Consider the following 19,255-nt stretch of genomic DNA (forward strand, 5'->3'; position numbering starts at 1 on the left):
GCGGCTACAGGTTATTCGTCACAACGAAGGTGGCGTTTCTCAACGTTTGTTGAGCACCCGCGCCAGGCGGTCGCCGCCGAGCTGGATCGCCGCGACGAGGATCACCAGCAGCACGATCACCGTGAGCATGATCTGGCTGTCGAAACGCTGGTAACCGTAGCGATAGGCGATGTCCCCCAGGCCGCCGGCGCCGATGGCCCCGGCCATGGCCGAGGAGTTGATCATGGTCACCAGGGTGATGGTGAAGCCGCCGACGATGCCCGGCAGCGCCTCCGGCAACAGCACATGCCGGACGATGTGCCAGCGCCGGCAGCCCATGGCCTGGGCGGCTTCGATCAGGCCGTGGTCGACTTCGCGCAGGCTGACCTCGGCGATCCGCGCGAAGAACGGCGTGGCGGCGATGGTCAGTGGCACCACCGCTGCCCAGACACCGTAGGTGGTGCCGACGATCAGCCGGGTGAAGGGGATCAGCGCCACCATCAGGATCAGGAACGGGATCGAGCGGAACAGGTTGACGAAGGCCCCCAGCACGCTGTTCAGCCTGGGCGCTTCGTAGATCCCGCCCTTGCCGCTGGTGACCAGGATCACCGCCAGCGGAATGCCCGCGAGCAAGGCGATCAGCGACGACACGCCGACCATCAGGAAGGTATCGATAACGCCCTGGAGCAAGCGATCAAACCACATAACCCAGCACCTCTACCTGTTGTGTCCATTGCTTGTGCAAAAAGTGCTGCGCGCGCAGGCGTTGTTCCTCGGCGTCCAGGGACGAGCCGCTGACCGCCAGCAGCAGTTGCCCCAGGGCATGCCCCTGGATCCGTTCCACGCCGCCGTGCAGCAGCCGTACGCGTCCGCCCAGGGTGCTGAACAGCGCGGCCAGGTCCGGCTCGTCGCTGGTCCTGCCGGTGAACTGCACGCGCAATACCACCGCCGCGTCCGAAGACGTCGGCTGGGCTTGCAGGCGGTTTTGCAGCTCCTCCGGCAAGCCGTGCTGCAAGGGCGCCAGCAGGGTCTTGCTGACCTCGTGCTGCGGGTTGCCGAACACTTCCCAGACCGGCCCCTGCTCGACGATATGCCCGTGCTCGAGCACCACCACCCGATCGCAGATATCGCGGATCACCGCCATCTCGTGGGTGATCAGGATGATGGTCAGGCCCAGGCGCTGGTTGATCTGTTTGAGCAGGCCGAGGATCGACTGGGTGGTTTCCGGGTCCAGCGCCGAGGTGGCCTCGTCGCACAGCAGGATCGCCGGGTCGTGGACCAGAGCCCGGGCGATGCCCACCCGCTGTTTCTGCCCGCCCGAGAGTTGCGCCGGGTAGGCTTTGTGCTTGTCCTTCAGACCCACCAGTTCCAGCAGTTCGCGCACCTTGCGCTCGCGCTGTTCCTTGGGCACGCCGGCCACCTTCAGCGGCAGCTCGACGTTCTGCCACACGGTCTTGGCCGACATCAGGTTGAAGTGCTGGAAGATCATGCCGATGCGCCGGCGCAGCTCCACCAGGCGATCTTCGTCGAAGTCGCCGATGTCCACCTGATCGATCAGCACCCGGCCGCCCGACGGCTGTTCCAGGCGGTTGATGGTGCGGATCAGCGACGACTTGCCGGCGCCGCTGCGGCCGATGATGCCGAACACTTCGCCGCGCTGGATCGCCAGGTCGATACCGTGCAGGGCCTGCACCGGGCCTTGCTGGCCCTGGTAGGTCTTGGTCAGGCCGATGAAGCGCACATGGGCCCGGTTCAGCTCCGGGTGCAGTTCGGCCTGCTGTGCGTTTTGCGGCTGTTCGGGCGGCTGCGTGGCCGTCTTGTGCGGGAGATAGGCGACGCTCATCTCAACCTTCCCAGCCGGCTTGGTAGAGCTTGCCGTGGGCTTTATCCAGGGCGGCGCGCACAACCGGCGAATGCTGGTAGATGTCGACGAACTTGATCAGCCGCGGGTCGGTCTTGCTCTTGGGCTGGATCACGAACTGGATCACATATTCCTTGTGGTCGAGGCCGTCGAACAGCAGCGCCGAACCGGCATCGAAGGTCTTGGCCAGGCGGATATAGGCCGGGTAGCCCTGCACCAGGTCGGCGTCGTCATAGGCGCGTACCAGTTGCACGGCCTCGACCTGGAGGATCTTCAGTTTCTTCGGGTTGGCGACTATGTCGTCCTCGGTGGCCTTGTAGCCGACGCCCGGCTTGAGGCTGATCAGGCCGGCCTTGGCCAGCAGTTGCAAGCCGCGACCGCTGTTGATCGGGTCGTTGGCGATGGCCACCGTGGCGCCTTCGGGCAGCTCGTCGAAGCTTTTGTATTTCTTCGAGTACAGGCCGACGTTGTTGATGACCCCCGGGGCGAACGGCACCAGGTCGAAACCGGCGGCGGCCTTGGCGTTTTCCAGGAACGGGATGTGCTGGAAGTAGTTCACGTCGATATCGCCGGCGGCCAGGCTGACGTTCGGCGCGATCCAGTCGCTGAACTCCACCAGTTCGACTTTCAGGCCCTGTTTGCCGGCCTCTTCGACGGCGGCCTCCAGGGGAATGGCGAAGGCGGCGGTGGTGCCGACTTTCAGCGGCGCGTCGGCGGCGAATACCGCGCTGCCGAACAGTCCGAGGGCGAGGGCCAGTGCTTTGACTGGGTGGCTGAGGCGTTTGCTTTTCATGGTCTTGGTTCCAGTCAGTGCGTTAGATATTCAGGTGACCTGTAGCCGCTGTCGCAGGCTGCGATAAGGCCCGAAGGGCCTTCCAACGATCTCAAGAGCACGTCCTCTTCGAGGCCGATCGCAGCCTGCGGCAGCGGCTACAGGGTTAGTGGCGATAGGTGGATCCGCTGTGTTGCTCCGGCAATTGCGCCTCGCGCTGGAACAGCTTTTCGCGCAGGGTGCCGTTGTCGTAGGCGGTCTTGTACGAGCCGCGGCGTTGCAGCTCGGGGATCACCAGGTCGATGAAGTCGACATAACTTTCCGGGGTGACGATGCGGGTCAGGTTGAAGCCGTCGAGGCCGGTTTCGGCGATCCAGGATTCGAGGTCGTCGGCCACCTGTTGCGGCGAGCCGACCACGGTGATGTAGCGCCCGCCGAGGGCGTGCTGGTCGAGCAGCTTGCGCCGGGTCCAGTCGTTGTTCTGCAGGTTCCGGGTGGCCGACTGGATGGCGTTGCTCTTCACGTACTGGATCGGTTCGTCGATCTCGTACTGGGAAAAGTCGATGGCGGTGGACGCCGAGAAATGCGCCACCCCGGCTTCGGCGCTGGCATGGCTGCGGTACTCCGCGTGCTTCTTCCACGCCAGTTCCTCGGTCTCGGCGACTATCACGTTGAGCCCCATGAACACCTTGATGTCCTCGGGATTGCGCCCGGCAGCCACGGCGCTGGCGCGGACCTTGTCCACCTGGGCCTTGGTCGAGGGCTTGTTCTGCCCGCTGATGAACACGCACTCGGCGTGGCGCCCGGCGAACAGCAGGCCGCGATCCGAACTGCCGGCCTGGAACAGCACCGGCGTGCGCTGTGGCGACGGCTCGCACAGGTGATAGCCCTCGACCTGATAGAACTCGCCCTTGTGCTCGACCTTGTGCACTTTCTCCGGCCGGGCATAGATCCGCTGTTCGCGGTCGTTGATCACCGCGTCGTTTTCCCAACTGCCTTCCCAGAGCTTGTAGAGCACTTGCAGGTATTCGTCGGCCTGGTCGTAGCGCCGGTCATGCTCGGCCTGTTCGCTCAGGCCCATGGCCTTGGCGGCGCTGTCGAGGTAGCCGGTGACGATGTTCCAGCCGACCCGGCCACGGCTCAGGTGGTCCAGCGTGGACATGCGCCGGGCGAACAGATACGGCGGCTCGTAGGTGAGGTTGGCGGTGAGGCCGAAACCGAGGTTGCGGGTCACCGCGGCCATGGCCGAAACCAGCAGCAGCGGGTCGTTGACCGGCAGCTGGATCGACTCCTTGAGCGTCACGTCCACCGAGTTCTGGTAGACGTCGTAGACCCCGACGATGTCGGCGATGAACAACCCGTCGAACAGTCCACGCTCCAGCAGCTGCGCCAGTTCGGTCCAGTATTCGAGGGTCTTGTACTGGGTCGAGGTGTCCCGTGGATGGGTCCACAGGCCATGGTTGATATGCCCGATGCAGTTCATGTTGAAGGCATTGAGCAGGATCTTTTTCTTCGCGCCCATCAGATGGTCCCCCGCAGTGGCGGGTTCGTCTGGTTGAGGTAGTAGTTGCCCACCGCGTGGTACTTCCAGCGCACCGGGTCGTGCAGGGTATGCACCCGGGCGTTGCGCCAGTGACGGTCCAGGCCATGTTCGGCCAGGGTCGCCTGGCTGCCGGCCAGTTCGAACAGGGTGCTGCCGGCGGCCAGGGAGATTTCGGTGCTGATGGCGCGGGCCTCGGCGACCGCGATGGAGGCGGCGGCCACGGTCTCGGCGTTGGGCTCGGCCTGGGCCGCGTCGAGGAACTCCCCGGAGCGCTCCAGCAGCGCCTCGGTGGCGTGCAGGCGAATGCTCAAGTGGCCGAAGCTCTTGAGGGTCAGCGGGTCTTCGGTGGCCTTGTCGTTGCCGGAATCGATCCACGGCCGGGTCTTGGTGCGCACGAAATGCAGGGCGTCTTCATAAGCGGCGCGGGCGATACCGGTGTCGATGGCGGCATGGAGAATCTGCGCCAGCGGGCCGACGGTGGTCGGGCGTTCAAAGGCGCTCTGAAAGGGAATCACGTCCTCGGCGGCGACGAACACCTCCTCGAACACCACCGAGCCGCTGCCGGTGGTGCGCTGGCCGAAGCCGCTCCAGTCGTCGATCACGTTCAGGCCCTGGCTGTCCGCCGGGACGAAGGCCAGTTGCTGCACGCCGTGTTCATCCACCACCGAAGTGGGGATGCGCTGGGCGTAGATGGCGCCGGTGGCGTAGAACTTGCGACCGTTGATGCGATAGCCGTCGCGTCCTGGCTGCACGTCACGGGTCAGGCGGGTGGTGCGGTCGTGGGCGGTCCTGGTGCCCAGCTCGGCCAGGGCATTGCCGAAGCGCTGGCCGGCCAGGACCTCGGCGTACAGGCGTTTTTTCTGTGCCTCGCTGCCGTTCACCCGCAGCACTTCGAGGGCGTAGAAATGGTTCTGCGGGATCTGCCCCAGGGAGCCGTCGGCCTGGGCGATCAGGGCGATGACCTTGGCCAGGGTGACGTTGGATACGCCGGCGCCGCCGTATTCCCTGGGCACGCTGATGCCCCACAGGCCGGAGCGAGAAAAGGCTTCGAGTTCGGGGTGGGGCAGGCGGCGTTCGCGGTCGCGCAGGGCGCTGTCGCGCTTGAAATCTTCGGCCAGGCCGCTGGCGACGATCAGGGCTTGCTCATCGCTGGTTATGACCGCGACGTGTTGAGAAAGAGTCATGTACTTCTCCAGAGATCTGGTCGCTTAAATCCAGGAATGGCGAGCCGGCAGGGTGCCGTTCAGGTGGTAGGTGCCGACGGCGTGGTATTTCCAGCGCACCGGATCGTGCAGGGTGTGGACCCGGGCATTGCGCCAGTGCCGGTCGAGGTTGAATTCGGCGAGGGTGGCGCGGCTGCCGGCCAGCTCGAAGAGCTTTTCGCTGGCCAGCAGGGAGATCTCGGTGGTCAGCACCTTGGCTTCGGCCACGGCGATCGAGGCGCGAGCGGCGGACTCGGCGCTGATCGGCGCGGCATTGACCTGGTCCAGCACCTGGCCGGCCTTGCGCAGCAGGGCTTCGGCGGCGTGCAGTTCGATTTTCAGCTTGCCGATGTCGGCGATCACATACAGGTCGTCGCTGGCCCGTTCGACGTTGGCGTCGACCCACGGCCGCGAGCGTTCCCGCACGAAGCCGATGGCGTCGTCGATGGCCGCGCGGGCGATGCCGGCGTCGATGGCTGCCTGGATCAGTTGCGACACGGCGCCCTGGATATTCGGCGATTCGTTGATTCGCCAGTTGTCCACCACCAGGTCGGCATCGACCCGCACGTTGTTGAGCAAAATGGTGCCGCTGGCGGTGGTGCGCTGGCCGAAGCCCGACCAGTCGTCGACGATGCGCAGCCCCGGCGTGCCGCGCCGGACGAAGGCCAACACCTGCTTGCCGTCGTCGTTCAGCGCCTTGACCGCCACCCAGTGCGCGAACAGGGCGCCGGTGGAATAGAACTTCTGGCCATTGAGCCGGTAACCGTCGCCGTCGGCGGTGATCCGCGCCTTGAGTTCCAGGGTGTTTTTGGTCCCGCGCTCCGGGCCGGCGTTACCGATGCGCCAGCCTTCCAGCACGCTCTGGAACAGCTGCTTTTTCTGCCGTTCGGTGGCGCTGCCGAGGATCAGGTTGAGAATGCCGAACTGGTTCTGCGGGATCTGTCCCAGGGCCGGGTCGGCCGCGGAAATGATCGCGAAGACTTCCGCCAGGGTGACGAAGGAAACCTGCGGGCCGCCGTATTCACGGGGGATGGCAATACTGCCCAGGCCACTGCGGGTAAAGTGTTCGATTTCCGCCCATGGCAGCTTGCGCTGCTGGTCGCGTCGGGCTGCCTGCTGGCGGGCGACGGTGGCCAGTTCATGGGCGGCTTGAAGGGCTTCTGCGTCGTTCAGCAGAACCCGTGCGGGCAACAACAGGGGGGCGACATCCAGATCGCTCTGGACATTTGCATCGGCCAGATTGGACATCAGTGCCACTCCTTGGCTGCACGCAATGCCCTGGCGATTTGCACTGGGGTGATTGTGTTCCGGACCATACCTACCTCACATCTTTGGAAGTGCCGCGCGGTGGCGGCGAAATCGGGTTCAAGAATGTCCGGTGGTCCGGTGCATATACCCTATGAGCGTATAAAAATTAAATAAACTAACTTTTAGGAATATGTATAGAAGGGGTTTACGTATACGGCAGGTAGGAAAGTGCGAAGGGTAATGGGAGATAGATCTGAGGCCTGTAGCCGCTGGTGCAGCCTGCGCGCGGCGGCGTAGCCGTCGTAAAACCGGGGCATGGGATTTGTCGGGCGGAACGCGGTGATGGGGTTGCGTCTGCCGCCCAGCCCTTGGCGGGCTCGGCAGCGAGGCACAGGTCAGGCCTGGGGGTGGCTCGAGGTGAGGAACTTGCTGAGGAATTGCCGGGTGCGTTCTTCCTTGGGGTTGGCGAACAGCGCCTTGGCCTCGCCCTGTTCGACGATCACACCCTTATCGAAGAAGATCACCCGGTTGGCCACGTCGCGGGCGAAACCCATTTCGTGGGTGACGATGACCATGGTGCGCTTCTCCTCGGCCAGGCCGCGGATGGTCGCCAGCACTTCGCCCACCAGCTCCGGGTCGAGGGCCGAGGTCGGTTCGTCGAACAGGATCACCTCCGGCTCCATCGCCAGCGCCCGGGCAATCGCCACGCGCTGTTGCTGGCCGCCGGAGAGGCGCCGAGGGTAGGCGTCTTCCTTGCCCGCCAGGCCGACCTTGGCCAGCAGCCCGCGACCCAGGGCCACGGCTTGCTCGCGGGGCGTCTTCTTCACCACCAGCGGCCCTTCGATGACGTTTTCCAGCGCGGTGCGATGGGGGAACAGGTTGAAGCTCTGGAACACGAAACCCACCTGCTGGCGCAGTTGCCGCACCAGGCCCTGCTGCTGGGTCAGCGGCCGGCTGCCATCGATCTCGATGTTGCCGACCTTGATCCGGCCGCTGGTAGGTTCTTCGAGAAAATTCAGACAGCGCAAAAAGGTGGTCTTGCCCGAGCCGCTGGGGCCGATGATGGCGACCACTTCGCCTTCCGCCACTGTCAGGTCGATGCCATTGAGGACGGTCTGACCCTTGAACTGCTTCGTCAGTTTTTCAACCACAATCATGGGTTCAGGACTCCTGGTCGTGCCGATTGACCCGCTCTTCCAGTCGGTTCTGCAAGTGCGCCAGCACGCTGGCCAGAACCCAGTAGATCAGCGCGGCGGCAAGATACATGGTGAAGACTTCGAAGGTCCGGGCGGTGATCAGCTGCGCCTGGCGGAACAGTTCCGGGACCTGGATGGTGGCGGCCAGGGCGGTGTCCTTGACCAGCGAGATAAAGCTGTTGCCCAGGGGCGGCAGGGCCGTGCGCATGGCTTGCGGCAGGATCGCCCGGCGCAGAGTCTGGGCCCGGGTCATGCCGATGCTGGCCGCCGCTTCCCACTGCCCGCGCTCGATGGAGCCGATGGCCGCGCGCAGGATCTCGCAGGCATAGGCCGCCATGTTCAACGAGAAGCCGATCAGCGCCGCCGGCAGCGGGTCAAGCTCGATACCCAGCTGCGGCAGGCCGTAATAGATCACGAACAGTTGCACCAGCAACGGCGTGCCGCGAAAGAACGACACATAGACGCGGGCGATCCAGCTCAGCAGCTTGAAGCGCGACAGGCGCATCAGCGCCAGGGCGAACCCCAGCGCCAATCCGAAGAACATACCGCCGAGGCTGAGGATGATCGTGAAATACGCGCCCTTGAGCAGGAAGGGCGCGGAGTTCAGCAACAGCTGGGTGGTTTCGGCGATTTGCTGGCTCAACTGCGGGAAATACAGTTCGAACTGAAAACCTGCTTCCATTATTGAGTGACGTCAGCGTTGAAGTATTTTTCCGAGAGCTTCTTCAGCGTGCCGTCGGCGCGCAGTTCCTCGATGGCCTTGTTCACCGCGGCCAGCAGCTCGGGTTCGCCTTTGCGCAGGGCCACGCCGGCTTCCTGGCGGGAGAAGGGTTCTCCGGAAACGGCCAGGGTGTCGTTGGTTTTCTTGATCAGCTCGAAGGCGGCCAGGCGGTCCACCAGGATCGCGTCGATACGGCCTACGCGCAGGTCCTGGTACTTGGTCGGATCATCGTCGTAGGTCTTGATGATGGCTTTGGGCACGTTGTCCTTGAGCCATTGTTCGTAGTTGGTGCCCAGGCCGACACCGACCTTGTGCCCGGCCAGGTCGGCGGCGGTCTTGAACTTGCCTTCGTTCTTCTTCTGGGTCAGGGCCTGGATGCCGGAAACGGTGTAGGGGGTGGAGAAGTCGTATTTCTTCTTGCGCTCATCCGAGATGGTCACCTGGTTGATCACCGCGTCCAGGCGCTTGGACTCCAGGGCGGCGAGGATGCCGTCCCATTTGGTCGGCTGCAGCTTGACCTTCACGCCCAGCTTCTGCGCCAGGGCTTCGGAGAACTCCACTTCGAAGCCGGCCAGCTTGCCGCTTTCGTCGACGTAGCTGAACGGTGGATAAGTGCCTTCCAGGCCGACGTTGATGGTGCCGGCGTCCTTGATCTTTTGCAGTTGCTCACCGGCAACCGCCTGCCCCAGCAACCCGGCACCCAGTGCCAGACCCAGCGAGCCAACGAGGATATTTCGACGTAGTGCGGAAAAAATCATGACAAGCCCCTGTGTTTTCTTATGAAGATGCGGTTGGGAAATGCAGGTCAATCGGTGAGCGGGAACGAGCGCCTTATCCTGCACTAAATGCAGCGTATGCGTCTCGCGGCAAATTCGCCTGCGGCGCGACTATAAGTGGCTGCTTATAGATGTAAAAATAATATAAATTCACATTGTTATTCTTTTTATAAATATAAAGATTCTCAATCTTTGTAGCCGCTACCGCAGGCTGCGATCGACCCCGAAGGGGGCGCAGGATCTTGATATCGCAGAAGGTCCTGTGACCAGCGTGGCCCGGACCATCGCAGCCTGCGGCAGCGGCTACAGGTCAGTGTTCAGGCAAACGATCCGGCATAAGCGAACAGCGCCGGCGCGCCGCCGGTATGCAGGAAGATGATCGGGCCGTCGTCGAAGCGCTGGCGACCGATGCCGTCGAGCAGGCCGGCCATGGCCTTGCCGGTGTAGACCGGGTCCAGCAGCAGGCCTTCCTGGCTCGCCAGCAGCTTCACCGCGGCCAGGGTGCCGGCGTTCGGTTCGCCATAACGCGGGGCGAAATATTCGTCCCACAACTCCACCTTGAAGCTGTCCGGCAGCGCCACCCCGAGCAAATCGGCGGTGCGTTCGGCCAGGCCCTGGACCTTCGGCCGCTGCGCTTCGTCGGTGCGCGACACGGTGACGCCGATCACCGGCAGTTGCGGCAACACTTCGCTCAAGGCCAGGGCCAGGCCGCTTTGGGTACCGGCGCTGCCCGAGGCCAGGACCACGGCGGCGAAGTCGAGCCCGGTGTTGTGGATCTGCTCCGCCAGCTCCAGGCCGGCGCGCACGTAACCCAGCGCGCCGAGGGCGTTGGAGCCGCCAATCGGCACCAGGTACGGCTGCTTGCCGCTGCTGCGCAGGCGTTCGGCCAGGGCCTGCAACTGCTCGTCGGCGTTGTCCAGGTTGTCCACCAGTTCGACCTTGGCGTCGAACAGGTCGAGCAGCAGGCGGTTGCCGTTGCCCAGGTAATTGCCGTCGTCGGTGCCGATGGGGTTTTCCAGCAGGGCGACGCAACCCAGGCCGAGCTTGGCGGCCAGGGCCGCGGTCTGGCGCACGTGGTTGGACTGGATGGCGCCCGCGGTGATCAGGGTGTCCGCGCCCTGGGCCAGCGCATCGGCGGCCAGGTATTCGAGTTTGCGCAGCTTGTTGCCGCCCATGGCCAGCGGCGTGGTGTCGTCGCGCTTGACGTAGATATCGCGGCCCAGCCAGGTGGACAGGCGTTCGAGTTTTTCCAGGGCGGTGGCGCCGCCCAGCAGGTCGAGACGGTTAAAACGGTCGAGCTGTCGTTTGATCATGAGGCCGCACGGGTTGTCAGAGGTGTCAGGGACTATAGGCAGCGATATTTGCCGGGGCAACCGTCAATCGCTTATGCCAAAAGGTGCTTAGGCCAGCACAATTAGTTCTTAATTTGGCCTGGGGCGCATACCGTAAAGTGGCGTCGTTTACGCGGCCAGACAGTCCGGCCGCCTGAGTGAGGAGTCCTATCGTGAGCGAGCGTTCCAGCCATTGGCAATTGCAGACCATCGTCGGTCAACTGCGTGATGCCCGCGACCAGTGGCGTACCCGCAACGGGCGGGTCAGCGGTGAGCAGGGCGGTCGGGAACTGCCGTCGCGCGCGGCCATGGCCGAGATTCTCGAAGCACTGTGCGGCGCCCTGTTCCCGATGCGCCTGGGCCCGGTGGACCTGCGCGAGGAAAGCGAGGATTTCTACGTCGGCCATACCCTGGACGCGGCCCTCAATTCGTTGCTCGCCCAGGCTCGCCTGGAGCTGCGTTACGCCGCGCGCCAGAGCGGCGAGTCGGACGACGACGTCAACGCCAGGGCCATCCGTATCATCCAGGACTTCGCCCTGGCCCTGCCGGGCCTGCGGGTGCTGCTCGATACCGATGTGCTGGCCGCCTATCACGGCGACCCGGCGGCGCGCAGCGTCGATGAAGTGCTGCTGTGCTACCCCGGCATCCTGGCGGTGATCCACCATCGCCTGGCCCACCATCTGTATCGCGCCGGCCTGCCGCTGCTGGCGCGGATCAGCGCGGAAATCGCCCACTCGGCCACCGGCATCGACATTCACCCGGGTGCGCAGATCGGCCGCAGTTTCTTCATCGACCACGGCACCGGTGTGGTGATCGGCGAAACCGCGATTATCGGCGAGCGCGTGCGCATCTACCAGGCCGTGACCCTGGGCGCCAAGCGCTTCCCGGCGGACGAGGACGGCCAGTTGCAGAAGGGCCATCCGCGCCACCCGATAGTCGAAGACGACGTGGTGATCTACGCCGGCGCGACCATCCTCGGGCGCATCACCATCGGCAAGGGCTCGACCATCGGCGGCAACGTCTGGCTGACCCGCAGCGTGCCGGCCGGATGCAACCTGACCCAGGCCAACCTGCAGCATGACGATGGGTCGCAGAAGTAAGAGTCTGCTGCACCTGTTCGTTTTTTCGCGGGCAATCCTCGCTCCTACAGAAGACCTCGTGCTTCTGTAGGAGCGGCCGGTCGACGCTCGATTGCCCGCGAAGCTTTTCAGCGGCTCACATACCTGATGGCCATTCGCTTATTTAGTGCTGAACGATTCCCTCCGCGACACATCAGACCTTTCTTAAAACCTGCGAAATCAGGCGACCGCCGAGCCCGGCGATTAGTCCTTGCGCACCTATCCGTGTTTAACTTGAACGCTTGTTCAAGTTAAACCGGCAGCTCGCTGCCCGCTCACAACAGGAGGCTTACCTTTGCTGAGTCCGATCTTTTCAGCCACGTTTTACCCCCTCGAGGTGCACGTTTCATGAGTGCATCGTCCATTCCCGCCAGCGGCCTGATCCGCATGAATCCGCCGGTGTTCTACTTCGCCGCGAGCTTTATCCTGGCCTTCGGCCTGGTGGTCATTGCCCTGCCGGAACAAGCCGGCGCCTGGTTGCTGGCCGCGCAAAACTGGGCGGCCAATACGGTCGGCTGGTACTACATGCTGGCCATGACCCTGTACCTGATCTTCGTGGTGGTCACCGCCTTGTCCGGCTACGGCAAGATCAAGCTCGGTGCCGACCACGACGAACCCGAATTCAGTTACCTGTCCTGGGCCGGCATGCTGTTCGCCGCGGGGATCAGCATCACGCTGTTTTTCTTCTGCGTCTCGGAACCTTTGACCCATATGCTGCAACCGCCCCAGGGAGAGGCCGGGACCGCGGACGCGGCGCGCCAGGCGATGCAGATTCTCTTCCTGCACTGGGGCCTGCACGGCTGGGGCGTGTTCGCCTTCGTCGGCATGGCCCTGGCGTATTTCGCCTACCGGCATAACCTGCCGCTGGCCCTGCGTTCGGCGCTGTACCCGCTGATCGGCAAGCGCATCAACGGCCCCATCGGCTACGCGGTGGATGGCTTCGGCATCATCGCCACGGTGTTCGGCCTCGGCGCCGACATGGGCTTTGGCGTGCTGCACCTCAACTCCGGCCTGGACTACCTGTTCGGCATCGCCCACACCCAGTGGGTCCAGGTGGGCCTGATCACTTTGATGATGGGCGCGGCGATCATTGTCGCGGTGTCCGGTGTCGACAAGGGCGTGCGGGTGATGTCCGACATCAACATGCTGCTGGCCTGCGCGCTGCTGCTGTTCGTGTTGTTCGCCGGCCCCACCCAGCACCTGCTCAACACCCTGATCCAGAACCTCGGCGATTACCTCGGCGCCTTGCCGATGAAGAGTTTCGACCTCTACGCCTATGACGAGCCGAGCGACTGGCTGGGCGGCTGGACGGTCTTCTACTGGGCCTGGTGGATCGCATGGTCGCCGTTCGTGGGCCTGTTCATCGCGCGGATTTCCCGTGGCCGGACCATCCGCGAATTCGTGTTCGGCGTACTGCTGATTCCCCTGGGCTTCACCCTGGCCTGGATGTCGATCTTCGGTAACAGTGCCATCGACCAGGTGCTCAACCACGGCATGAGCGCGCTGGGCATGTCGGCCATCGAGAACCCCTCGATGACTCTCTACCTGCTGCTGGAAACCTACCCCTGGAGCAAGACCGTCATCGCCGTGACGGTGTTCATCAGCTTCGTGTTCTTCGTCACTTCGGCCGACTCCGGCACCGTGGTGCTCTCGACCCTGTCGGCCAAGGGCGGCAATGCCGACGAAGACGGGCCGAAATGGCTGCGGGTGTTCTGGGGCGCGATGACCGCGCTGGTCACCAGCGCGCTGCTGTTCGCCGGCAGCATCGACTCGCTGAAGTCGGCGGTGGTGCTGACCTCGCTGCCGTTCTCGATGATCCTGCTGCTGATGATGTGGGGGCTGCATAAGGCCTTCTACCTCGAATCGCAGAAGCAGATCGCCCAGTTACATTCGCTGGCACCGGTGTCGTCGACCTCGCGTCGCGGCAAGGGCGGCTGGCGCCAGCGCCTGAGCCAGGCGGTGCATTTCCCATCACGCGACGAGGTGTATCGCTTCCTCGACCAGACGGTGCGCCCGGCCATTGAAGAAGTGACCGCGGTGTTCGTCGAGAAAGGCCTGAACGTGATCACCCAGCCGGACCCGGCCAACGACAACGTCAGCCTGGAAATCGGCCATGGCGACCAGCATCCGTTTGTCTATCAGGTACAGATGCGCGGCTACTTCACGCCGTCCTTCGCCCGTGGCGGCATGGGGCCCAAGGAGATGCGCAACCGGCGTTACTACCGGGCCGAGGTGCACCTGGCCGAGGGTAGCCAGGACTACGACCTGATGGGCTACAGCAAGGAGCAGATCATCAACGACATCCTCGACCAGTACGAACGGCATATGCAGTTCCTGCACCTGGTGCGTTGATCGGGGGAAGACCGCAAAGCGCTATCGCGGGCAAGCCTCGCTCTTGAAGGGAATCGGGAGCGAGGCTTGCCCGCTGTCATTTCAGCCCTGGCTCAGCACCGTGAACAACACCAGCGCCGCCACCGGCACGCCGAATACCACACTGCCGACCGCCAGCTCCGTGCTCAGGGACTGGCCGGCATGGACCATCCCCACTGCGCCGTTGATCAACGTCAGCGCCAGCCACAGCACGACAAAACTGTAGGCCAGGGTCTGGCGGCCGAGGCCGATCTTTTCGCCGATGAACAGCATCAGCGCCAGGAGGACCAGGCCGAAGGAGGTGATGATCGCGGTGTGCATGATGAAGTCCTCGCGGGCGGGATTCGGGGTTGGCCTAAAGGGCGATGGCGATTCAAAGCTCCCGACCTAGAGTGTGGTCCAGGGAGTGGCGTCCTGCTCCGCGAAACAGGATGTAGAACGACAAAAACGCCAGCAGCACCGGGTACTCCATGCCCCGGTCGATCCATGGCCAGGTGGGGCCTAGCAGGCCGGCGATGGTCAGCATCTGCACGCCCATCATGGCAGCGAGCAGGCGTGTCCCCAGGCCGAGGGCCAGGAGCAACCCACCGACGCTTTCCAGGAGCGCCACGAACAGCGCGATCAACGTCGGCGCCGGCAAATGCAGGACGTTCTGGATCAGGTTGATCGAGGCCGCCATCGGGTCGGCCATCGAGCCGTGGGCCTGGCCCAGCAATTTCGGCAGGCCGTGGGTGATCATGATCACGCCATAACAGGCCCGCAGCAGCGCATAGGCCAGGGGCTCGCCAATGCGGTACAGCGGGGCGAGGGCCGGGATCAGCGGGGTATTGCATGGGACGGGCGAGTCGGTGGTCGGGCGCATGGGGGGGGCTCCGCGGATAGGCCATTGGAAATCAGGCGGCTCAGGCGAGGCCGCCGTTGGCGCGCAGGATCTGCCCGTTGACCCAGGCGGCTGCCGGGCCGATCAGGAAGGCGATGACGTTGGCGATGTCTTCCGGCTGGCCGAGGCGCTCCAGGGGCGGCATCTTGGCGAAGTTCTGGATCTGTTCTTCGTTCTTGCCGTGCAGGAACAGTTCGGTGGCCACCGGGCCGGGGGCGACAGCGTTGACGGTGATGTTGCGACCGCGCAGTTCCTTGGCGAACACCTGGGTCAGGGACTCCACCGCCGCCTTGCTGGCGATGTACACCGCGTAACCCGGCAGGTTGAGGCCGACGGTGCTGCTGGAGAAGTTGACGATGCGCCCGCCGGCGTTCAGGCGGCTGGCGGCCTCGCGCAGGGTATTGAAGGTGCCGCGGGTATTGATGGCGAAGGTCTGCTCGAACAGCTCGTCGCTGTGCTGCGCCAGCGGCAGGACCTTGAGGATGCCGGCGTTGTTGATCAGCACGTCGACCTTGCCCAGTTGGGTTTCGGTCTCGTCGAACAAGCGGCGCACGTCATCGGCATTGGCCACGTCGGCCTTGACCGCTATGGCCCGGTGGCCGGCCTGGCGCAGTTCCACCACCAGGGCCGAGGCTTCGGTGGCGCTGCTGGCGTAGTTGATGGCGACGGCAAAACCTTCGCTGGCCAGTTGTCTGGCGATAACCGCGCCGATGCCGCGGGAGGCGCCGGTCACGATGGCAACTTTCGAAGTCTGGGTAGTCATGGCGAATTTCCTTCTGGGAACGGTTGGGTGTGAAAGCAGGTTCACATGGTTGTCCAGAGTGATAAATGCGCCAGAGTTGGCTTGACTGTTCAATAATCGCCAACAATCAACCGCCCTGGGAGCCAGTCGTGGATCAAGTCAAAGCGATGAAAGTGTTCGTGCGGATCTACGAGCGCAGCAGCTTCACCCTGGCCGCCGACGACCTGAACCTGCCGCGCGCGACCCTGACCCATACTCTCAACCAGTTCGAAGCCTGGCTCGGTACCCGCCTGCTGGAGCGCAGCACCCGCCGTGTGCGCCCGACCCTCGACGGCGAGGCCTATTACCTGCGCTGCGTACAGTTGCTGGCGGAGTTGGAGGAGGCCGAACTGGCGTTTCGCACGGTGGCGCCGAAAGGGCGCTTGCGGGTCGACCTGCATGGCACCCTGGCCAAGTACTTCGTGATTCCGGCCTTGCCCGAATTCATGGCGCGCTATCCGGAGATCGAGCTGTCCATCAGCGAGGCCGATCGTTTTGTCGACCTGATCGCCGAAGGCGTGGACTGCGTGCTGCGCGCCGGCACCCTGGGCGACTCGTCGCTGATCGGCCGGCGCGTGGCCAGCCTGCAGCAGATCACCTGTGCCAGCCCGGCGTACCTGCGCAAATACGGCGAGCCGAAGAGCCTCGACGAGCTGTCGTGGCACCGTGCGGTGAACTACGTCTCGCGGACCACGGCCAAGCTGTTCCCCTTCGAGTTCATGGTCGATGGCGAACTGCGGGAAGTCGCCATCGAGGGCGCGCTGTCGGTGTTCGGCGCCGAGATCTACGCCGCCTCGGCCGTGGCCGGGCTGGGCATCATCCAGTGCCCGCGCTACCGCATGGCGCAGCAGATTTCCCAGGGGCTGGTGCAGGCAATCCTCACCGATACGCCGCCACCGCCCATGCCGGTCTCCGTGCTGTACCCGCACAACCGCCAGATGTCGCCACGGGTGCGGGTGTTCGTCGACTGGCTGGCGGAGGTTTTCGCCAGGGCGGTCTGAGCATTGCCAGGGCGATGCCGGTCATCGCTGCTTTCTGTATTGATTGTCTTGATGTGTATAGTGTGTATTGTTCGCCTTTGGCTGTGTACGGTGGCTTTTCGGGACGTATCGAAAGGACACGGCAATGCGCAGTCGGGAACTGATCGGGATGATCGAGGAGGACGGGTGGTATCTGATCGCGGTCAAAGGCAGTCATCACCAAGCATCTGCACAAGCCGGGGCGGACCACTATCCCTCACCCGGATGCGGATCTGCCCAGGGGCACGATCCACAGCATCTTGAAACAGGCGGGCCTGAAATGAGGCCGGCCTTGAACGAAGAGGTCAACGAGATGAAATTCCCGGTCGTGCTGCACAAGGATGCCGACTCCGGATATGGAGTGATCGTCCCCGATGTGCCGGGCTGTTTTTCCGCCGGTCATACCGCCGCGCAAGCCTTCGAGAATGTGAAAGAGGCCCTGTCGCTGCATTACGAAGGCCTGGTCGCCGATGGTGAGCCGCTGCCCCTGGTGCATGAGGTCGACGTGCATATCGACAATCCCGATTACGCCGGTGGCGTGTGGGGGGTGATCGAGTTCGACATCACGCCTTACTTCGGCAAGGCGGTGCGTTTCAATGCGACGTTGCCGGAGCAACTGTTGGAGCGCATCGACCAGACGGTGAAGCGCGACCAGCGCTACCGTTCGCGCTCGGGTTTTCTCGCGGCAGCGGCATTGCGCGAACTCTCCGCCTAGGCATTGCCCGTCCCCATGGTTCTCATGGGGGCATGCCTGGCATCTGCCCCTCGGCAATTTTCTTGTACCGCCCAGGCTTGGGAACCTTCGGTTCGGCCCGGCAGGGCAGTGTTTTACCGTCTATAAACAACTGATGCAGCGCCTTGTTCGATGCCGTATTCCTGGTTTTTCAGGCAGCGCCGGCAGCGACAGGGCCCTGTGTTTCCAGGGTTTTCCCCCGTATTCCCACCTTCAGCCAGCGTTGCCATTAGCCGGGAATTTGTTTCGATTGAGACTGCCTCTGAGCGACGATTTCGTACTGTGCTACGTGGTACGTAATAAAGAATTCTCATCGTCATGTTTTCCCTTCGGTTTTTTCTGGTCATTCCACTTCGGCAGCGGGCTCTCCACTGCCGTGTCCGGGTGTCCGTCAGCAGGCACCGGATCGTTTCAGTCATTCACCTATCTGAAGTGGCCGCGATCTCGCCTGGGCGTATGCTGGGCGCCTTTCAGGCGTTCCGCTGATTCAGATATTGCGAGGGCGCTTGCCCTGCACCAATGTGCATGTGCTTAAACCTGGGTGTTCAGGATCAATAGAGAGGATTCGATGACTTACCTTGCTGCCGAAAACCGCTACGACTCCATTCCCTACCGCCGCGTCGGACGCAGCGGCCTGGTGCTGCCGGCGCTGTCCCTGGGCCTGTGGCACAACTTCGGCGACAGCACGCCGATCGATACCCAGCGTTCGTTGTTGCGCACCGCCTTTGACCTGGGCATCAACCACTTCGATCTGGCCAACAACTACGGCCCGCCTTATGGCAGCGCCGAGATCAACTTCGGCCGCCTGCTACGGGAAGACTTCAAGCCGTATCGCGACGAGTTGATCATCTCCAGCAAGGCTGGCTGGGACATGTGGCCCGGTCCCTATGGCCAGGGCGGCGGCTCGCGCAAGTACGTGCTGGCCAGCCTCGACCAGAGCCTGCAGCGCCTGGGCCTCGACTATGTGGATATCTTCTATTCCCACCGCTTCGACCCGGACACCCCGCTGGAAGAAACCGCCAGCGCCCTGGCCACCGCGGTGCAGCAGGGCAAGGCGCTGTACATCGGCATCTCGTCCTATTCGGGGGTGAAAACCCGCGAGATCGCGGCCTTGCTCAAGGAGTGGAAAGTGCCGCTGCTGATCCACCAGCCAGCCTATAACCTGCTCAACCGCTGGGTGGAAAAAGACCTGTTGGACACTACCGACGAACTCGGCGCCGGGGTGATCGCCTTCACGCCATTGGCCCAGGGCCTGCTGACCGACAAGTACCTCAATGGCATTCCAGAAGACGCGCGAGTCAATCGCCCGGGCGGTGGTTCGCTGCAAGCCGCGCACCTGTCCGAAGCCAACCTCGCCCATGTGCGCGCCCTCAACGAAATCGCCAAGCGTCGCGGCCAGAGCCTGGCGCAACTGGCCCTGGCCTGGACCTTGCGCGACCCCCGGGTGACCTCGGCCCTGATCGGCGCCAGCCGTCCGGAGCAGATCGTCGAGAACGTCGGCGCATTGCAGGGCCTGAGTTTCAGCGCGGAAGAACTGGCGGAGATCGATCGTTTCGCCCGGGAAGGCGGGATCAATCTGTGGGAGAAACCTTCAACCGCCGAATAAACCTGTTGTCATGCTGTAAGGCTGCCGCGGCTTCTGTAGGAACCAGGCTTGCCGGCGATCGAGGCGGTGTGTTGTGTCAGGCATACCGCTATCGCGAGCAAGCATCGCTCCTACAGGTA

18 protein-coding genes and 1 pseudogene are annotated in these 19,255 nt (G+C 63.6%); 6 read left to right on the forward strand and 13 right to left on the reverse strand.

Annotated elements, in window-relative coordinates; all coding sequences use genetic code 11:
- Positions 1–39: 39 nt before the first annotated feature.
- From H0I86_RS01365 to H0I86_RS01410, 10 genes are all read right to left on the reverse strand, one after another.
- Positions 40–684: a methionine ABC transporter permease gene (locus tag H0I86_RS01365; RefSeq protein ID WP_180923602.1), complete on the reverse strand. Its 645-nt coding sequence runs from the start codon at positions 682–684 to the stop codon at positions 40–42.
- Entirely contained in the window at positions 674–1,822 is a 1,149-nt protein-coding gene (locus H0I86_RS01370; RefSeq protein ID WP_180923603.1) for a methionine ABC transporter ATP-binding protein, read from the reverse strand. Before H0I86_RS01370 ends, H0I86_RS01365 begins: the two co-directional genes overlap by 11 nt.
- A 1-nt stretch (position 1,823) precedes the next feature.
- Positions 1,824–2,633 carry a MetQ/NlpA family ABC transporter substrate-binding protein gene (locus H0I86_RS01375; protein ID WP_180923605.1) on the reverse strand — a complete coding sequence of 270 codons (810 nt, stop codon included), beginning with the start codon at positions 2,631–2,633 and terminating at the stop codon, positions 1,824–1,826.
- 145 nt (positions 2,634–2,778) lie between these two features.
- Positions 2,779–4,134 (reverse strand): LLM class flavin-dependent oxidoreductase, encoded by a 1,356-nt coding sequence (locus H0I86_RS01380; RefSeq protein WP_124298254.1) that lies wholly within the window; start codon positions 4,132–4,134, stop codon positions 2,779–2,781.
- A complete protein-coding gene (locus H0I86_RS01385; protein ID WP_180923607.1) occupies positions 4,134–5,339 on the reverse strand; it encodes an SfnB family sulfur acquisition oxidoreductase in 1,206 nt (401 codons plus the stop codon). Before H0I86_RS01385 ends, H0I86_RS01380 begins: the two co-directional genes overlap by 1 nt.
- A gap of 24 nt (positions 5,340–5,363) precedes the next feature.
- The gene (locus H0I86_RS01390; protein ID WP_180923609.1) at positions 5,364–6,605 is read right to left on the reverse strand and encodes an SfnB family sulfur acquisition oxidoreductase; all 1,242 of its coding nucleotides are present in this window, start codon (positions 6,603–6,605) and stop codon (positions 5,364–5,366) included.
- Between the two features lie 395 nt (positions 6,606–7,000).
- Complete coding sequence (gene tcyN, locus H0I86_RS01395) at positions 7,001–7,762, reverse strand: L-cystine ABC transporter ATP-binding protein TcyN (RefSeq protein WP_180923611.1); 762 nt, start codon at positions 7,760–7,762, stop codon at positions 7,001–7,003.
- A 4-nt stretch (positions 7,763–7,766) separates the two neighbouring features.
- A complete protein-coding gene (gene tcyL, locus H0I86_RS01400; protein ID WP_085533779.1) occupies positions 7,767–8,432 on the reverse strand; it encodes a cystine ABC transporter permease in 666 nt (221 codons plus the stop codon).
- A gap of 50 nt (positions 8,433–8,482) precedes the next feature.
- Positions 8,483–9,280 carry a cystine ABC transporter substrate-binding protein gene (gene tcyJ / locus H0I86_RS01405; protein WP_124318703.1) on the reverse strand — a complete coding sequence of 266 codons (798 nt, stop codon included), beginning with the start codon at positions 9,278–9,280 and terminating at the stop codon, positions 8,483–8,485.
- A gap of 335 nt (positions 9,281–9,615) precedes the next feature.
- On the reverse strand, positions 9,616–10,611 hold the full coding sequence (locus H0I86_RS01410; protein WP_180923612.1) for a D-cysteine desulfhydrase: 996 nt from the start codon (positions 10,609–10,611) through the stop codon (positions 9,616–9,618).
- A 191-nt stretch (positions 10,612–10,802) separates the two neighbouring features.
- Here H0I86_RS01410 and epsC point away from each other — a divergent pair, with 191 nt between their 5' ends.
- Together epsC and betT are read left to right on the forward strand one after the other, a co-directional pair.
- A complete protein-coding gene (gene epsC, locus H0I86_RS01415) occupies positions 10,803–11,729 on the forward strand; it encodes a serine O-acetyltransferase EpsC (RefSeq protein WP_009046442.1) in 927 nt (308 codons plus the stop codon).
- Positions 11,730–12,134: 405 nt separating this feature from the next.
- Positions 12,135–14,099 carry a choline transporter BetT gene (gene betT, locus H0I86_RS01420; RefSeq protein ID WP_180925776.1) on the forward strand — a complete coding sequence of 655 codons (1,965 nt, stop codon included), beginning with the start codon at positions 12,135–12,137 and terminating at the stop codon, positions 14,097–14,099.
- An 81-nt stretch (positions 14,100–14,180) separates the two neighbouring features.
- Here betT and H0I86_RS01425 read toward each other — a convergent pair whose 3' ends face one another.
- The 3 genes from H0I86_RS01425 to H0I86_RS01435 are packed head-to-tail and all read right to left on the reverse strand — an operon-like array spanning position 14,181 to position 15,760.
- Positions 14,181–14,438 carry a hypothetical protein gene (locus H0I86_RS01425; protein WP_180923614.1) on the reverse strand — a complete coding sequence of 86 codons (258 nt, stop codon included), beginning with the start codon at positions 14,436–14,438 and terminating at the stop codon, positions 14,181–14,183.
- 52 nt (positions 14,439–14,490) lie between these two features.
- Entirely contained in the window at positions 14,491–14,979 is a 489-nt protein-coding gene (locus tag H0I86_RS01430) for a DoxX family protein (RefSeq protein ID WP_180923616.1), read from the reverse strand.
- 40 nt (positions 14,980–15,019) lie between these two features.
- Positions 15,020–15,760, reverse strand: a complete 741-nt coding sequence (locus H0I86_RS01435) for an SDR family oxidoreductase (protein WP_180923618.1) — start codon at positions 15,758–15,760, stop codon at positions 15,020–15,022.
- 128 nt (positions 15,761–15,888) lie between these two features.
- Between H0I86_RS01435 and H0I86_RS01440 the strand changes: the two genes are divergently transcribed.
- From H0I86_RS01440 to mgrA, 4 genes and pseudogenes are all read left to right on the forward strand, one after another.
- Complete coding sequence (locus H0I86_RS01440; protein ID WP_180923620.1) at positions 15,889–16,779, forward strand: LysR family transcriptional regulator; 891 nt, start codon at positions 15,889–15,891, stop codon at positions 16,777–16,779.
- Between the two features lie 124 nt (positions 16,780–16,903).
- Positions 16,904–17,081 (forward strand): annotated as a pseudogene (locus tag H0I86_RS01445) (type II toxin-antitoxin system HicA family toxin).
- A 29-nt stretch (positions 17,082–17,110) separates the two neighbouring features.
- Positions 17,111–17,512, forward strand: a complete 402-nt coding sequence (locus H0I86_RS01450) for a type II toxin-antitoxin system HicB family antitoxin (protein ID WP_180925777.1) — start codon at positions 17,111–17,113, stop codon at positions 17,510–17,512.
- A 586-nt stretch (positions 17,513–18,098) separates the two neighbouring features.
- Entirely contained in the window at positions 18,099–19,136 is a 1,038-nt protein-coding gene (mgrA, locus tag H0I86_RS01455; protein ID WP_180923622.1) for an L-glyceraldehyde 3-phosphate reductase, read from the forward strand.
- Positions 19,137–19,255 lie beyond the last annotated feature (119 nt).

The organism is Pseudomonas chlororaphis subsp. aurantiaca (assembly GCF_013466605.1).
In the GTDB taxonomy this organism is placed as follows: Bacteria; Pseudomonadota; Gammaproteobacteria; order Pseudomonadales; family Pseudomonadaceae; genus Aquipseudomonas; species Aquipseudomonas chlororaphis_I.

Coding starts and splice junctions, on each gene's coding strand:
- H0I86_RS01370 (WP_180923603.1), bottom strand. CDS start 1,822: ATGAGCGTCGCCTATCTCCCGCACAAGACGGCCACGCAGCCGCCCGAA.
- H0I86_RS01435 (WP_180923618.1), bottom strand. CDS start 15,760: ATGACTACCCAGACTTCGAAAGTTGCCATCGTGACCGGCGCCTCCCGC.
- H0I86_RS01380 (WP_124298254.1), bottom strand. CDS start 4,134: ATGGGCGCGAAGAAAAAGATCCTGCTCAATGCCTTCAACATGAACTGC.
- H0I86_RS01385 (WP_180923607.1), bottom strand. CDS start 5,339: ATGACTCTTTCTCAACACGTCGCGGTCATAACCAGCGATGAGCAAGCC.
- H0I86_RS01365 (WP_180923602.1), bottom strand. CDS start 684: ATGTGGTTTGATCGCTTGCTCCAGGGCGTTATCGATACCTTCCTGATG.
- mgrA (WP_180923622.1), top strand. CDS start 18,099: ATGACTTACCTTGCTGCCGAAAACCGCTACGACTCCATTCCCTACCGC.
- H0I86_RS01410 (WP_180923612.1), bottom strand. CDS start 10,611: ATGATCAAACGACAGCTCGACCGTTTTAACCGTCTCGACCTGCTGGGC.
- H0I86_RS01390 (WP_180923609.1), bottom strand. CDS start 6,605: ATGTCCAATCTGGCCGATGCAAATGTCCAGAGCGATCTGGATGTCGCC.
- H0I86_RS01430 (WP_180923616.1), bottom strand. CDS start 14,979: ATGCGCCCGACCACCGACTCGCCCGTCCCATGCAATACCCCGCTGATC.
- H0I86_RS01450 (WP_180925777.1), top strand. CDS start 17,111: ATGAAATTCCCGGTCGTGCTGCACAAGGATGCCGACTCCGGATATGGA.
- H0I86_RS01375 (WP_180923605.1), bottom strand. CDS start 2,633: ATGAAAAGCAAACGCCTCAGCCACCCAGTCAAAGCACTGGCCCTCGCC.
- tcyN (WP_180923611.1), bottom strand. CDS start 7,762: ATGATTGTGGTTGAAAAACTGACGAAGCAGTTCAAGGGTCAGACCGTC.
- tcyJ (WP_124318703.1), bottom strand. CDS start 9,280: ATGATTTTTTCCGCACTACGTCGAAATATCCTCGTTGGCTCGCTGGGT.
- H0I86_RS01425 (WP_180923614.1), bottom strand. CDS start 14,438: ATGCACACCGCGATCATCACCTCCTTCGGCCTGGTCCTCCTGGCGCTG.
- betT (WP_180925776.1), top strand. CDS start 12,135: ATGAATCCGCCGGTGTTCTACTTCGCCGCGAGCTTTATCCTGGCCTTC.